Genomic DNA, 14,734 nt, shown 5'->3' with positions numbered 1-14,734 from the left:
GACGGGCACGGGACATGGGCAGTCTATGCAGCGGTACTGATCACCTGGCTGAAGGGCTGCCCCGTGAACCGAGCTCTCCCCGTGGTACACCTGCGCGTCCCCACCCACGAGGACGCCTTCGCCTGGCACCGGGCCTTCGACGACCCGGACGTGATGGAGTTCCACGGAGGGAGATCCGCCGAACTGTCCGTCTACGAGGAGCTGACCGCCCGGCAGCGCCGGCACGACGCCGAGCACGGTTTCTGCTTCTGGACCATGCTCGACGAGGAGGACCGGGTCATCGGCTTCACCGGCGCCCAGCCGTGGCCGCACGAGTGGGGTCCGAAGGGCGAGATCGAGATCGGCTGGCGGCTCGGCCGGGAGCACTGGGGCAAGGGGTACGTGACGGCGGCCGCGCGGTCCACGCTGGAACGGGTGCGCGCGACGGGCGTGACCACGGTGGTGGCGATGGTCAACTCCCGCAACGAACGCTCGATCGCCGTGACCAGACGCCTCGGCATGGAGCTGGCGGAGACGTTCACCTCGCCGAGGTCCGACCAGTTCGGACACTGCTACCGGCTGGCTCTCTGAGGGGCCCGGCCCCGCCGCGGGCCCGCCCGCAGGCCCACCGGGAACATCCGCCGACCGGCTCGCCGCCGGTGTCCGGACGGTGTCCCGCCCGGCCTCCGACGCCTTCCGGCAGGACCCGGCATGGGCTTACCCTGCGGGTACCGCTGGGGGTGACGTCTGTGCGCATACCACGCAAGACACCCGAAGTGCGCGTACCGCGGCTCGTCGGCCTGATGGCCGTGGACGCGCGCGAGACGGCCGAGGCGCGTGGAGTGCTTCTCGCCGCGCCCGACCGGCCCGACTTCGACCTGACGGTCGTGGACTACGTCGTACGCCAGTACCCGCTGCCCGGTTCCGAGGTGCCGCGCGGGGCGGTCGTGACGGTGTGGTTCGAGCTCGGGGAGGGCGAGGGCGGCGGGGGCGCCGGGGTGCGCGAGCCGCGGCTGCCACGGCCGCCGTCGGGCGGCCTGCAGCGCGAACTCGACCCTCCGCACGACCCCTTCGCGCTGATGCGCTGAGCCGCGCCGGCCCTGTCGCGGCCGGTCCCGGCGGGCTAGCCCTGCTTGAAGCCGCGGTGCAGGGCGACGATGCCGCCCGACAGGTTCCGCCAGGCCACCTTCGACCAGCCGGCCTTGATCAGCCGCTCGGCGAGGGCGCTCTGGTCGGGCCATTCGCGGATCGACTCGGCGAGATAGACGTACGCCTCGGGGTTCGAGGAGACCGCGCGGGCCACCGGCGGCAGGGCGCGCATCAGGTACTCGGTGTAGACGGTGCGGAACGGCGCCCAGGTCGGGTGCGAGAACTCGCAGATCACCACACGCCCGCCGGGCTTCGTCACCCGGTACAGCTCCCGCAGGGCGGTGTCCGTGTCCTGCACGTTGCGCAGCCCGAAGGAGATCGTCACCGCGTCGAAGGTGTCGTCCTTGAACGGCAGCTTCGTCGCGTCGCCGGCCGTGAGCGGCAGCCAGGGGTGGTTCTTCTTGCCGACCCTGAGCATCCCGAGGGAGAAGTCGCAGGGGACGACGTAGGCACCGGTGCGCGCGAAGGGCAGCGAGGAGGTGGCGGTGCCCGCCGCGAGGTCCAGGATCTTCTGCGCGGGCCGCGCGTCGACCGCCTTCGCGACCTCCTTGCGCCATACCCGGTCCTGGCCCAGCGACAGCACGTCGTTCGTCAGGTCGTAGCGTTCCGCGACGTCGTCGAACATCGAGGCGACTTCGTGCGGCTGTTTGTTCAGGGATGCGCGGGTCACGGTCCCATTGTGGCAGTACGGGCCGAGTGACTCTCCGGCACCCGGCCCGTACGCCGGTCCGTGTGTTGCCCCGCCGGCCCCCTCAGGGCAGGAGCCTCGGCCTCGTCCTCGCCGCCACGTCCTCCACCCACCCGCACAGCAGGATGAACACGCCGATGAGGATCCAGCCGACGCCGAACATGAACCACTGGCTCTCCAGCGGCAGATACGTCTCGAAGGCCGGGACGTTCCAGAACTGGTCGATCAGCGGGATGGCGAGGATCAGCGCGAGCTCGTGCCAGAGGTAGACCGTCACCGCGCGGGCGTTGAAGATCCGCACGATCCGGTCGAGGCGCTTGAAACGGGCCAGCCACGCGAAGTCGATCCCGAGACGCGCCTTCGCGTACATCAGCAGGGTCACGAACCCGGCCGACCAGAACGCCTGCGCGTACGGGATGTCGTCGAGGTCGTACGAGCCCGTCTCGGCCTGGTGCGTGAAGGCGTACCAGCCGCCGTAGCCGATCGCGGCGAGTGACAGGACGACCACGGCGAACGGTCTCAGTCGCTGAAGGACGCCGTCGCGGTGCGCGAAGCCGAGGATCCAGCAGAACAGGTACGTGGCCACGTCGAGGAGCCCGACACCGAAGCGGTTGTCCGGCGGCTCCCAGAGGAACTGGACGACCACGATCGGGGCGAGCGACAGCACCAGGACGGCGACCGGGGCCAGCCGGAAGACCCGCAGCAGCAGGGGCGACAGCAACACGAACCAGAGGTATGTCCGCAGGTACCAGAGGATCTCCCAGGCCTGCTCGCCCCACGCGTTGCCCGGCGGGTCGCCGAGCGGCACGATCCAGTAGACGATCCGCCAGTCCGGCATCCAGCCGTTGATCAGCATCGCGACCACGACGAAGAAGCCCCAGAACCAGAAGGGCGGCAGGAGCCGGCGGATCCGGCTCCTGATCACCTTCGGGGCGGGCCGCTCCAGGGACTTCGCCATCAGGGTGCCGGCGAGCGCGAACATGATCCCCATGGAGGGCAGGACCATGCCCGCCCAGGCCCAGCCGAAGGTGTGGTAGGTCACGACACGGATCAGGGCGACGGCCCGCAGGGCGTCGAAGTAGCGGTCACGACCGGCCGCGCGGCGCGGCCTCGGCGGGACTTCCGCGGCAGCCACCGGCTCCGGCTCCACCCGCGGCAGGCGGGCCGTGTCCGAGGGCGCGCCCGGCTCGGCGGCCACCGGGGCGCCCGGCGGTGCGGCCACCGGGGCGGGCGCCGGACCGGTCACCGGCGGGGGCCCGCCCCGGCGGTGGGAGCCCATCAGCCCACCCCCGCCGGCGTGCCGACCTCCCCCGTGCGCTTCAGCTTCTGCCAGCGCAGGCGGCCACCCGTGAGGGCCGTGATGCAGGAGTGGATCAGGACGAGGTACATCATCTGCCGGTACGCGAGCTGCTGCAGCGGCATCATCAGCAGATACCGGTACTTCTCCCGGTCCAGCCGGAACGCGTACGCCGCGCAGACCAGCTGGACGCACAGCACGGCCAGCCACGCCAGCAGCGAGGCCTTGAAGTCGATGAAGATCATCGAGTAGACGGTGAACACGTCGATCAGCGGGGCGAAGACCGGCGTGACGATCTGGAAAATCACCACCAGCGGCATGCCGACCCGACCGAAGCGGCCCGAGGGCCCCTTGTCCGTCAGGGACTTGCGGTGCTTCCACAGCGCCTGCATGGTCCCGTACGACCAGCGGTAGCGCTGGGACCACAGCTGCTTGAGGGACGCCGGGGCCTCGGTCCAGGCCTTGGCGTGCTCCTGGTAGACGACCCGCCAGCCCTCCCGGTGCATGGCGATGGTGATGTCGGTGTCCTCGGCGAGGGTGTCCTCGCTCATCCCGCCGACCGCGAGCACGGCCTCCCGGCGGAACGCGCCGATCGCGCCCGGGATGGTGGGCATGCAGCGCAGCAGGTCGTACATGCGGCGGTCGAGGTTGAAGCCCATCACGTACTCGATGTGCTGCCAGGCGCCGATGATCGTGTTGCGGTTGCCGACCTTGGCGTTGCCCGCGACCGCGCCGACGCCGGGGTCGGCGAAGGGCTGCACCAGTTGCCGTACGGTGTCGGCCTCGAAGACGGTGTCGCCGTCCATCATCACGACGATGTCGTGACCGGCGTTGCGCACGCCGTTGTTGAGGGCGGCCGGTTTGCCCGCGTTCTCCTGGCGGATGACGCGCACGTTCGGCATGCCGAGCGCCTCGGCGATCTCCTTGGTGCCGTCCGTGGAACCGTCGTCCACGACGATGATCTCGATCGGATGGGTGCTCTGCGCCAACGACTTCAGGGTGTTGGCGATGCACTCCTTCTCGTTGTACGCGGGCACGATGACGGTGACCGGACCGGTGATCGGCGCTCCCCAGCTGAACCGGCGTCTGTTGCGTATCCGGTAGTGCCTGCGGGCGAGGACCAGCATCATCCCGAAGCGGCCCATGACGGCGACGCCCACGACGGCGAGCCCGGTCGCGAGCCCCGGTACGGTCCACTCGGCGACGGCGACCGCCGCGACGAGCGCCTTGCCCTCGTACAGGGTGGTCCCGGTGGCGGTGCGATGGGCGGCCTGGAGACTGTTGCCTCCCTGACCCCCCTGACCTCCCCGACCCTGCTGGCCCTGGCCTTGGCCCTGCTGACCGCCGGGCGCCTGACCGGCTGCCTGGCCGGCCGCCTGACCGCCGTTCTCCTGCTGCTCCGCGGCGTCCGCCTGCTGGGTTGCGCCGCTGATGGTGGTGAAGGTGTAGCCCTTCGCCTTCATCTTCTTGATGTACGTGCCGAGCGCCTTCACCGTCTGCGAACGCTCGCCGCCCGCGTCGTGGAAGAGGACCGAGGCGCCCTTGTTCTTCGACGGCGTGGCCCACTTGATGATCTTCGAGACGCCGGGCCGCTTCCAGTCGTCGCTGTCGGTGTCGACGAAGACGCTGGTGTAGCCCTCCGCGCCGAGCTTCTTGTAGACGGGCCAGCTGTAGTTGTCGATGGCGTCCGTCTCCGAGGAGTACGGGGCACGGAACAGCGTCGTCGTGATGCCCGCCGCACCCGCCAGGGCGAGCTGCGTCTGGTCCATCTCCCGCTCGATCCGGGTGTCGCTCTGGTACGAGAGGTCGACGTGCGTGAAGGTGTGGATCCCGACCTCGTTGCCCTGGTCCACCAGGTCGTTCACGATGCTCGGGTAGCGCGAGACCATCGAGCCGACCAGGAAGAACGTGCCCGGGACGTCGTTCTCCTCCAGGATCTTCAGGATCTGCGGCGTCCAGGTGGGGTTGGGACCGTCGTCGAAGGTGAGCGCGATGGTCTTCTCCGGGACGGACCGGGTCTGCGCCTCACCGTTTTTGAAGGAGAGGATCGGCCCGCCGTCGATGACGGAGTCCGGGACCTTGCTGGAACTGGCGTTGCTGCGTACGCGCTCGTCGCCGCCGACCTCCGAGCGCAGATAGCCGTCGAGCAGCATCACGCTGGTGAGCGCGAGAAGGAGCAGCAGGGCGAGGATGACACGCGGTTTCTGCAGCGCCGCGGCCTTGCCCGCGGCCCGGGTCATCCGGGAGGGGGCGCGCCGGCGGCCGCGCGAGGGCGTCGTAGTAGCCATGAGTGTGGGTTCGTTCCGGTCAGTTGGCGGCCGCGGAGGCGGACGGGGCGGAGACGGAGACGGACGCCGACGGGGCGGCGGTGGGTGCGGCGCCGGTGGCGACGCCCGAGGGCGGGGCGCCGGTGGGCCGCGCGGGCGGGCTGCCGGTACCGCCCTGCGGCTGGAGACCGCCGCCGGGCCCGGAGTTCTGGCCGCCGTTCGGGCCGCCGCCCCCGAAGGGCAGCAGCGAGGACGGGGTGAGCGAGGGGCCCCAGCCCATGAACGCCATGCCGAGCACGACCGCGTACCCGATACAGACGATGCCGAGGAGGGTGCCGATCCGGCGCAGAAGCCTGGCCCTGCGGCCGGAGTTGTCAACGAACACGGGACCGTCTTCAGGCCCGTTGCCGCGTTTGCGGCGGCGGCCACGCACAGCGGCGCGGGATTCGATGGCAGGCTCGGAATGCATTCCCCGGATATTAGGGAGCCTTTATGTGTCCGAAACTCTGATTCTCTTGTGAGACGGCCATGAGAAATGACCGAGTCTGTCTTTTCCCTGAGAGAATCCTTGATCGGCGGACGGAACGAGGACCGCCGAGAAAGTGCCCAATGTCCATATATTCATGTCCGGTTGGCCCTGATTGTCGGGCTGTTCCCGTGCGTTTCCTCTGCATGTGCTGTCTTCGTGCAGCGGGGCCGCTCGTGAGACATTTCCACTTCGGAAACGCGGTTTGTTTCCGTCCTGAGACAGGTTGAGACAGAAATCACGAGAGTGGGAGCATGCGCGATGAGGACTTTTCTGAGGCCTGCTGCCGGGCTCGTCTGCGTGATCGCCCTGGCCACCGCGGGGTGTTCCTCGGACACGGACGACTCCTCCGGCTCGGCCTCCACGAGCACTCCACGGAGCAGCGCGTCACCCTCCGAGAGCGCGTCCGGCGGTTCGTCGGACAGTTCGTCGGGCACCGCTTACGCCCCGTACGTCAGCGCCACCACCGCCTCCGACAACGACTCGGCCGGCTCCCCGTCCACATACAACCTGGCCTTCGTCATCGCGGACGGCAGCGCCTGCACGCCCGCGTGGAACGGCACGACCGCGATCGGCGACCCGGCGGTGAAATCCCGTATCTCGGCGCTGACCGGGTCGGGATCCACCGTGCGCGTCTCCTTCGGCGGGGCCTCCGGCAAGGAGCTCGCCTCGACCTGTGACAGCGCCTCGGAACTGGCCGCCGCCTACGGGAAGGCGCTCGACGCCGCCGGGGCCACGGAGGCCGACTTCGACGTCGAGGGCACGCAGTTGACCGACTCCGCCTCGGTGGCGGTGCGTTCCGAGGCGATCGCGCTGCTCCAGAAGGAGCGCGACGACCTGGCGGTCACCTTCACGCTGCCCGTCATGCCGTCCGGCCTCGACGACGACAGCGTCGCGCTGCTGGAGTCCGCCAACGACAAGGGCGTCCAGGTGTCCACGGTCAACATCATGACCATGAACTACGGCAGCTCGTACGACGAGGACATGGGCGACTACGCGAAGACGTCGGCGCGGGCCGCGCACGACCAGTTGGAGGAGGTGTTCGGGCTGTCCGACGCCGGGGCGTGGAAGGGGCTCGCCCTCACCTCGATGCTGGGCGTCAACGACGTGGACAACGAGACGTTCTCCTTGGCGGACGCCGCGGAGGTCCGGTCGTTCGCGGAGGGGAAGGGGGTGGCGTGGGTGTCGATGTGGTCCACGTTCCGGGACCAGCCGTGCGAGGGCGACGATGCGGATTCGGATGACGCGGCGACCAACTGCAGTGGGGTTGAGCAGGGGGCGGGGGCGTTCGCCGAGGCGTTCACGGGGTGACGCCGCGCCCCTTCAAAGCAAAAGACTGCGCCGTTCCCCGTGCCCCGTGCCCCGTTCCCCGTGCCCCTAGGAGCAGCGGGCGTAGGACGTGAGGCGTTCCGCGAACGCGGTGACCAGGTCGCGTAGTTCGTCGGGGTGCTCGATGGTGAACGGGCGGTTCAGGGAGGCCAGTACCGGCGGAAGCCAGTCGAGCCGTTCCGCCCGGATCCGGGCACGCAGCCAGCCCTCCTCGTCGCTCTCCTCCAGGGTCGCGACGCTCGCGGGCAGGCGGGCGCGGATCTGGTCGGCCGTGCCGTGGATCCGCAGGCTCACCTCGTACCGGTACTCGGCCGTGGCGAACCCCGACTCCACGCGCTCGGCCGGGTCGAGGCCCTCGGGCGGCTCGAACGAACCGGGCAGAGTCCGCGCGTCCGCGATCCGGTCGAGCCGGAAGGTCCGGTCCTCGCCGCTCCCCGCGTCCTTGCCGGTGACGTACCACCGGCCCGCGTGGGCGACGATCCCGTAGGCGTGCAGCACGCGTTCGCTGCGCCGGCCGTCGCCGCCGGTGTATCTCATCGAGACCGGCCGGCAGTGGCTCACCGCGTCGGCGACGGTGAGCAGCACTCCGGAGTCCGGCGCGTCCGGGGCGTCGAACCCACCGGACCGGTCCGTGAAGGACAGGGAATCCAGGAGTACGCCGAGCCGGTGGGCGACGTGCTTGGGCAGCACCCGGCGGATCTTGGCCGAGGCGGTCTCGCTCGCCGTGTTCCCCGCCGTCACCAGCCCCGTCCGGCGGCCGGCGACCAGGCCGAGCAGCACGGCCAGCGCCTCGTCGTCGCTGAGCATGAGCGGCGGCAGCCGGTAGCCGGAGCCCAGCCGGTACCCGCCGTAGCGGCCACGCACCGACTCCACGGGCACGTCGAGGTCGACGAGCTGGCCCACGTAGCGCCGCACGGTCCGCGGATCGACGTCGAGCCGCTCGGCGAGTTCGGCCACCGTCCGGGTGCCGCCCGACTGCAACAGCTCCAGGAGTGTCAGTACGCGTCCGGCGGGTCGAGGCATGTTCGCAGCCTAGGACAGATACCGGGCCGATTCTGTCCTCTATCGGTCCTAGTCTGCGAAGCACAGCAGCCGGGCACCGCAGTTCCGGCGTGTGAGGAGATCACCATGAACTTCGTCTCGATCCGCATCATCACCGGCGATGTCGCCCGCCTCGTCGCGTTCTACGAGCGGGTGACAGGGGTGAGGGCGGCCTGGGCCAACGACGACTTCGCCGAGCTGAGCACCCCGAGCGCCACCCTGGCGATCGCGAGCACCCGCACGGTTCCGCTGTTCGCCCCGGGCAGCGCCCGCCCGGCGGAGAACCACAGCGTGATCACCGAGTTCCTCGTCGCCGACGTGGACGCCGTCCACAAGAACCTGACCGAGTACGTCGCCGACTTCGTGGCCGGCCCCACGACGATGCCCTGGGGCAACCGCTCCCTCCTGCTCCGAGACCCCGACGGCAACCTGATCAACTTCTTCACCCCGGTAACCCCGGAAGCCAAGCGGAAGTTCGCAGCCACCATGTGAGCCCCGCAAGGGGCGTGAGGAACTGCGCACCCAGCCCCTACGCACCCGCAGCCACACCCGCACCCGCACCCGCAGAACCCACAGGACCAGCGGAGCAAGCGGCGGAGCTACCGGCGCCGATGCACAAGCCGCCCCGCGCACACCGTCGCCAGACACACCCCGTCCTCGCCGAACACGGCAAGATCGGCCCGCCCCGTCGGCCGGATCACGGAAGGCACGGCACCGGTCAACACGACCACATCCGTACGCTCGACGGCAGCCCGCAGCTCACCCGCACCGACGTGCTCCGACAGCACGGCCACCGCCCCCAGCTTCAGCAAGGCGTGCACCCGCTCACGCGGAGTCGGCGCGTCCGGCAAGGGTCCCAGGTGGACGAGGCCGGGCCCGAGCACCCCGGGCCAGCGCCGCACCCGGGCATCCGGAAACCGCTCCTGCAGGTCCGCCAGGGGCCCCGTCGCGGCGATCCGGGCCCCCTCCACCGCAACGGCCCCACCCTCGACGGGGCCGGAACCGGAACCAGAGCCGGGGCCGGACCCGGAGCCGTCCCAGCTGTGCCGCAACTCGTCCGCCGCGTGAATCGTCAGCGCCACCGGACGGGCCCTAGTTGGAGGCGAGCAGCTTCAGCTCGGGGTGAGCGGTCCCGCCCTCGATCGCGGTCGACGAGATGTGCGACTGGACCCGGTCGTCGACGGGGTCGTTGGCCGGGTCGTCGTGGACGACGAGGTGCTCGTACGTCGTGGCCCGCTGGGCCGGGACGCGCCCCGCCTTGCGGATCAGGTCGATGATCTCCATACGGTTGGAGCGGTGCTTGGCACCGGCGGAGGAGACGACGTTCTCCTCCAGCATGATCGAACCGAGGTCGTCCGCGCCGTAGTGCAGCGACAGCTGCCCGACCTCCTTGCCGGTGGTGAGCCACGAGCCCTGGATGTGGGCGACGTTGTCCATGAAGAGCCGCGCGATGGCGATCATCCGCAGGTACTCGAAGAGTGTGGCGTGCGTACGGCCCTTGAGGTGGTTGTTCTCGGGCTGGTACGTGTACGGGATGAAGGCGCGGAAGCCGCCCGTGCGGTCCTGTACGTCACGGATCATCCGCAGGTGCTCGATGCGCTCGGCGTTGGTCTCGCCGGTGCCCATGAGCATGGTGGACGTGGACTCGACGCCCAGGTTGTGCGCGGCCTCCATGATCTCCAGCCAGCGCTCGCCGCTCTCCTTGAGCGGGGCGATGGCCTTGCGGGGCCGCGCGGGCAGCAGTTCGGCACCGGCGCCGGCGAAGGAGTCGAGCCCGGCGGCGTGAATGCGCCGGATCGCCTCCTCCGCGGAGACCTTGGAGATCCGGGCCATGTGCTCGACCTCGCTCGCCCCCAGGCTGTGGATGACGAGCTGCGGGTACGCGGCCTTGATCGCGGAGAAGTGCTCCTCGTAGTACTCGACACCGAAGTCCGGGTGGTGCCCGCCCTGGAACATGATCTGCGTGCCGCCGAGCTCGACGGTCTCCGCGCAGCGGCGCAGGATGTCGTCGAGGTCACGCGTCCAGCCCTTGGCGGTGTCCTTGGGCGGCGCGTAGAAGGCGCAGAACTTGCACGCCGTCACGCAGACGTTCGTGTAGTTGATGTTCCGCTCGATGATGTACGTCGCGATGTGCTCCGTACCGGCGTAGCGGCGGCGGCGTACGGCGTCGGCGGCGGAGCCGAGCGCGTGCAGCGGGGCGTCGCGGTAGAGGTCGAGCGCCTCTTCCGGGGTGATCCGCCCACCCTCGGCGGCACGGTCGAGGACGGACTGGAGGTCGGCCTTCTCGGTCACCGGAGCGGTCCCTTTCATAGGGGGAATAGGAAAGGCGCGCAGCGCTTCAAAACAAGGGTGGTGGTGGGAGACGGGTGGGCGGACTGATCCAGCGTACGCCAGGCGATGTGATCACCCGACGTCAGGCGGCGTACACCCCGGGTCGGCGGTATCACACCCCTGTCAGGCTCGGCGGTATCACAGCCCGGTCAGGCGGCGAAGGCCCCGATGAGCAGGCCCACGAACCCGCCCGCGATCAGGAAGGGCCCGAAGGGGATGGACGTCTTGCGTCCGGCTCTGCGGGCGACGACCAGGCCCATCCCGTACAGGCCGCCGAAGAGGAACCCGGCGAAGGTGCCGAGCAGTACGGTCCCCCAGCCGTACCAGCCGAGGACGGCGCCGAGACCGAGGGCGAGTTTCACGTCGCCGAAGCCCATGCCGTTCGGGTTGACGAGGAAGAGGACGAAGTAGCCGCCGCCGAGGGCCAGGGAGCCGTACAGCGCGGTCGGCCAGTCACCGGCGTGCTCGGGCGCCGCCGCGGCGCCCGCGAGGAGGACCAGGGCGGCCCCCGCGAGAGACAGCGTCAGTACGTCCGGCAGGCGCTGCACGCGGAAGTCCACGACGGCGAGGAGTACGCCGAGGGGGGCGAGCAGCAACCAGACGGCCAGCTCGGGCCGGGTACCGGTGGCCGCGGCGAGGGCACCGCAGACGAGCGCGGTGGCGAGGGCCACCAGAGGGGTACTGGGGCCGTACGCACGCCCTCCGTGCTCCCCGTGTCCCCCGCACTCCCGGCAGCGCGCCGGGCCGACCCAGCCGCCGCCGAACCGGCCACCGATCCGGTGCCCTTGGGGACACCGGTCCGCCCAGGGCTCGTCGGGGTCGACGGAGAAGCGGTATGCGGGACGGGGCACGAACAGACCGGCGACGCCGCCCCACAGGACGGCGCCGACGACGGTCAGCTGGTCGATCGACTGGCCGGGGTTCATCCCGCGGCGGCGACGCCGCTGCGCCAGGTCGGCAGCAGTTCGTCGAGGAGCGCCTCGGTCCGCGGCGGCAGCCCGCGCGCGCCACTGCGTGCGACGAGGTCCGCCGCGAGCCGCTTCAGCCGGTCGCTGTCGCCGGTCGCGTGCGTGGCCCGCAGCAGCTCGTGCCACAGCCGCTCGTCGCCGGGCGCGGAGCCCAGCGCCGCGTCGAGCGCCTCGATCGCCTTCTCGGCCCGGTCCTTCTCCAGGTGGAACGCGGAGAGGGCGAGGCCGATGTCCGCGACGAGCAGCGGCAGTTGGGCGTCGATGATCTCGTGGGTCAGCCAGCCGTAACGCCCCGCGGGCCGCTCGGCCAGCAGCGGACCCCGTACCAGCACCAGCGCGTCGGTCAGCAGACGGCCGCGCACCGCACGGCTGCCGACTCCCCGGCCCTGGGTGGCCTCGTGGTAGAGCGAGCGCAGTACGTCGAGGTCGGACACGACGGACTTGGCGAGCTTGAGCCGCCCGGTCGCGTCGGCGGCGAGCCGCGGCGTGCCGTCCGGGTCGTTGCCGAGCCAGTCGCGCAGCCGCTCGACGAGCGCGTCCCGCACGTCGTCGGTGACCCCGCGCGGCCACAGCGCGGAGGACAGCACCCGCGGGTGCACACCCTCGCGGTGCAGGAGCAGCAGCGCCAGCGCCTCGTGGAGCAGCGGGCTGCGCTCCCCGTCCGGCGTCTCAAGACCGATGATCTCGTACGGGCCGACGAGCCGCGCGTACACCGCGGGACGCCCCTGCTCGCTGATGTCGACGAGGAAGGGCGGTGTGGTGGCCGGGCGGTCGTCGTCGCGCTCGGGGTCGGCGTCGGTGAACAGCTCGACGACGGCCCGCTGCTGGGACACCGGCAGGAGCTGCGCGTCGAGTTCGAGTCCGAGGAGCGGCGCGAGGAGCTTGCCCTCGCTGGTGATCTCCATCTCCCAGGCGGCGCCGGGCAGGTCGCCCGACTGGGTGCCGACGAGGTATCCGATGCCCAGCCGGCTTGCGTCGGAGGCCAGTTCGGCGAGCTTGACGGCGTCCTCGGCGGACGGCTCGGCGGCGAGCAGCACGAGGTGCGGGGCCCAGCGGGTGTGCTGGGCGGGGCCCGTACGCCCGGTGAGGACCGAGTCCTGGCCCGCCGCGCCGAGCGCTCCGCGGCGCTGCCGCGTCTCCGCCTCCATGGTCTCCACGAGCGCCTCGACGTCGTCGAGGTGGCGGAGCCGGTTGGGCGCGAGCGGCGTCAGGTCCTCGCCGAACCCGACGAGGGTGATGGTCATGCGGTCGGACCAGCCGTTGGTGGCCAGCTCGGCGGCGACGGAGGCGAAGACGCCCGCCCGGTCCTGCTCACGCCCGCTCAGCGAGACGATGCCGGGCACCGACTCCAGGTTGAGCAGCAGCCGCGAGTCGTCCATCGTGCCGAGGCTGACGAGCCCGGGGTACGGGGCGGCGGTGTCCACGTCCTCGTACCGCTCGGCGTCGGCGCGGGCCAGCGTCCAGAACGTCTGGTCCTGCCCGAGCTGCCACGGCGTGGGCGGCTTGCCCGCCGGCTGGGCGAGCTGGAGGTGCAGATCGCCGTTGCCGCTCATCCAGGCCGCGTACACGGTCGGCAGCGGGCGCGACTCCCCGGCGAGCGACGCGGCGAGCCCGCGCAGCGACCGGTCGAGCAGCCGTACGCCCTCCGGGTCGGCCCCCACCAGCAGCGCGTCCTGCGCGTCGGCGGCGGCGCCGGTGGGCGTGGGCGGCTCCATGCCGCGGCGCCCGCCGACGGCACCGAGCGCGGACTGCCACAGCGCCTGGCGGCGGCGCCGGCCGAGGGCGCCGAGGAGGCCGGCGGCGAGGAGGGGTGCGCCGAGGAGAGCCTGCGGCAACCCGAAGCCACTGCCCTCACCGGCGGCGGGCGCGGCGTGCTCCTGCCCGCCCTGCTGACCCTGCCCCTGCTCGTGTCCGCGATCGGCGCCGGGCCGCTGCTCGGGAAGGCTGATGTGGGCGGTGTCGCGGTCGAGGGACCCGGACCCGCCGCCCCGCTGCCCGCTGCCGCCGCCCTGCTGTCCGCCGCCCTGCTGGTGCGCGCCGCCGGTCCTGGCGTAGTCGGAGATCTGCTGCTGGACCTCCTGCGAGACCTTCGGTGCCTCGTCGGGCATCTCGACCAGTTCGCCGCCGCGGGCGTCGCCGGGCATCTCCATGATCCAGCCGGGCCGGATGAGGCTGGCCTCGGAAAGCTTCGAACCGTCGGGCTGCGTATGGTCCTTGTTGAGCTGGTAGATCTCCTTGTACCGGCGCCCGTCCCCGAGGTGGCGCTCGGCGACCTCCCAGAGGGAGTCGTGATGGCGGCCCTCGGGCGGCTGGATCCGGTAGAACTTCGTGTCGCCCTCGGCCTCCGCGTGCGCGGCGGCGCCGGCGGCCTGCTCGGCCAGTGCGGCGGCGCTCGCGGCGGTCTGCTCCTGCTGCTGCGCCAGCAGCCCGCCCGGTGCCTGCTGGGCCGCCGCGGCGACGGCCGGCCGCTGGTTCCCCTCCAACTGCTGGCCCAGCTGCGAGAGACCCGGCGTGAAGCTCGCCGCCGCGGCGCCGACCAGCAGCAGTGCGGCGACGAGCTGCCGTGCGAGCAACTGGCTCGGTCCGGCCCCGGGGACCCGGTTCGGCAGTCCGACACCGGACAGCGCGGCCTTCATCTCGACGAGCACGCAGGCGGTGAACTGGGCCCAGGCGAGCCAGACGACCACGGTCAGCACGTTGATGAACGTGCCGACGGTGATCTCCTGCTGCAGCCAGTCCAGCGTCGGGGCCCCGGAGGGCAGCGGCCAGCCGATCTGCAGGGCCAGCGCCCCGGGCACACCGATGAGCAGTACGAGCAGGGCGACGAGGGCGAGGAACGCCTTGACGAAGTCCCCCACCGAGCGGCGGCGCCGGGGCAGGGGCTGCGGCGTCCGATTCCTCGGACCCGGCGAGCCCGCCGAGCCCGGCGAGCTTCCCGACGAGTTGGAAGTGGTACGTCGCGCCATGGCGGGTGTCCTGAAGTCGTGTGGGGAGGGAGGGAGAGCAGGGATGTGCTGAGCCTACTTAGATCGTATTGAGCATGTCGAAGGGTAAGGAGGCACGGGCCCGCTTCCCCGCGGCGGGTTCCTTCACATCCGCGACCTAAGCCCGATTTGCCCGGTCAACTGCCTGGCCGGCGCCACCCGAATCGGTACTGCT

13 protein-coding genes are annotated in these 14,734 nt (G+C 71.1%); 4 read left to right on the top strand and 9 right to left on the bottom strand.

The annotated features are described in order from the left end of the window. Window positions 1-63: 63 nt before the first annotated feature. Both OHS59_RS26045 and OHS59_RS26040 read left to right on the top strand, forming a co-directional pair. Entirely contained in the window at window positions 64-570 is a 507-nt protein-coding gene (locus OHS59_RS26045; RefSeq protein WP_328495812.1) for a GNAT family N-acetyltransferase, read from the top strand. 158 nt (window positions 571-728) lie between these two features. Next, a complete protein-coding gene (locus OHS59_RS26040; RefSeq protein ID WP_328495811.1) occupies window positions 729-1,067 on the top strand; it encodes a PASTA domain-containing protein in 339 nt (112 codons plus the stop codon). Between the two features lie 35 nt (window positions 1,068-1,102). On the opposite strand, the gene OHS59_RS26035 is transcribed toward OHS59_RS26040, so the two are convergent. The 4 genes from OHS59_RS26035 to OHS59_RS26020 form a co-directional block, all read right to left on the bottom strand. Further along, complete coding sequence (locus tag OHS59_RS26035; RefSeq protein ID WP_328495810.1) at window positions 1,103-1,798, bottom strand: demethylmenaquinone methyltransferase; 696 nt, start codon at window positions 1,796-1,798, stop codon at window positions 1,103-1,105. Between the two features lie 82 nt (window positions 1,799-1,880). Then, window positions 1,881-3,095 carry an acyltransferase family protein gene (locus tag OHS59_RS26030; protein ID WP_328495809.1) on the bottom strand — a complete coding sequence of 405 codons (1,215 nt, stop codon included), beginning with the start codon at window positions 3,093-3,095 and terminating at the stop codon, window positions 1,881-1,883. Continuing rightward, window positions 3,095-5,401 (bottom strand): bifunctional polysaccharide deacetylase/glycosyltransferase family 2 protein, encoded by a 2,307-nt coding sequence (locus tag OHS59_RS26025; RefSeq protein WP_328495808.1) that lies wholly within the window; start codon window positions 5,399-5,401, stop codon window positions 3,095-3,097. The genes OHS59_RS26030 and OHS59_RS26025 overlap by 1 nt, the downstream gene beginning before the upstream one ends. Window positions 5,402-5,420: 19 nt before the next feature. Continuing rightward, window positions 5,421-5,849, bottom strand: a complete 429-nt coding sequence (locus tag OHS59_RS26020) for a hypothetical protein (protein WP_328495807.1) — start codon at window positions 5,847-5,849, stop codon at window positions 5,421-5,423. Window positions 5,850-6,167: 318 nt separating this feature from the next. On the opposite strand from OHS59_RS26020, the gene OHS59_RS26015 reads away from it, so the two are divergent. Next, a complete protein-coding gene (locus OHS59_RS26015) occupies window positions 6,168-7,217 on the top strand; it encodes a chitinase (RefSeq protein ID WP_328495806.1) in 1,050 nt (349 codons plus the stop codon). 66 nt (window positions 7,218-7,283) lie between these two features. Here the strand turns inward: OHS59_RS26015 and OHS59_RS26010 are convergent, their stop codons facing one another. Continuing rightward, window positions 7,284-8,258, bottom strand: coding sequence for a helix-turn-helix transcriptional regulator (locus OHS59_RS26010; RefSeq protein WP_328495805.1), 975 nt, complete (start codon window positions 8,256-8,258; stop codon window positions 7,284-7,286). 105 nt (window positions 8,259-8,363) lie between these two features. Between OHS59_RS26010 and OHS59_RS26005 the strand changes: the two genes are divergently transcribed. After that, entirely contained in the window at window positions 8,364-8,768 is a 405-nt protein-coding gene (locus OHS59_RS26005) for a VOC family protein (RefSeq protein WP_328495804.1), read from the top strand. A gap of 107 nt (window positions 8,769-8,875) precedes the next feature. Here the strand turns inward: OHS59_RS26005 and OHS59_RS26000 are convergent, their stop codons facing one another. The 4 genes from OHS59_RS26000 to OHS59_RS25985 form a co-directional block, all read right to left on the bottom strand. Beyond that, the gene (locus OHS59_RS26000) at window positions 8,876-9,358 is read right to left on the bottom strand and encodes an imidazolonepropionase-like domain-containing protein (RefSeq protein ID WP_328495803.1); all 483 of its coding nucleotides are present in this window, start codon (window positions 9,356-9,358) and stop codon (window positions 8,876-8,878) included. A 10-nt stretch (window positions 9,359-9,368) separates the two neighbouring features. After that, window positions 9,369-10,568 (bottom strand): cyclic dehypoxanthinyl futalosine synthase, encoded by a 1,200-nt coding sequence (gene mqnC / locus OHS59_RS25995; protein ID WP_328499358.1) that lies wholly within the window; start codon window positions 10,566-10,568, stop codon window positions 9,369-9,371. 188 nt (window positions 10,569-10,756) lie between these two features. After that, entirely contained in the window at window positions 10,757-11,533 is a 777-nt protein-coding gene (locus OHS59_RS25990) for a prepilin peptidase (protein WP_328495802.1), read from the bottom strand. Next, on the bottom strand, window positions 11,530-14,541 hold the full coding sequence (locus OHS59_RS25985; RefSeq protein ID WP_328495801.1) for a BTAD domain-containing putative transcriptional regulator: 3,012 nt from the start codon (window positions 14,539-14,541) through the stop codon (window positions 11,530-11,532). Before OHS59_RS25985 ends, OHS59_RS25990 begins: the two co-directional genes overlap by 4 nt. Window positions 14,542-14,734 lie beyond the last annotated feature (193 nt).

The organism is Streptomyces sp. NBC_00414, from assembly GCF_036038375.1.
GTDB lineage: Bacteria > Actinomycetota > Actinomycetes > Streptomycetales > Streptomycetaceae > Streptomyces.
Note: the sequence above shows the minus strand (reverse complement) of the source record. Positions and strands in the feature narration are given on the sequence as shown.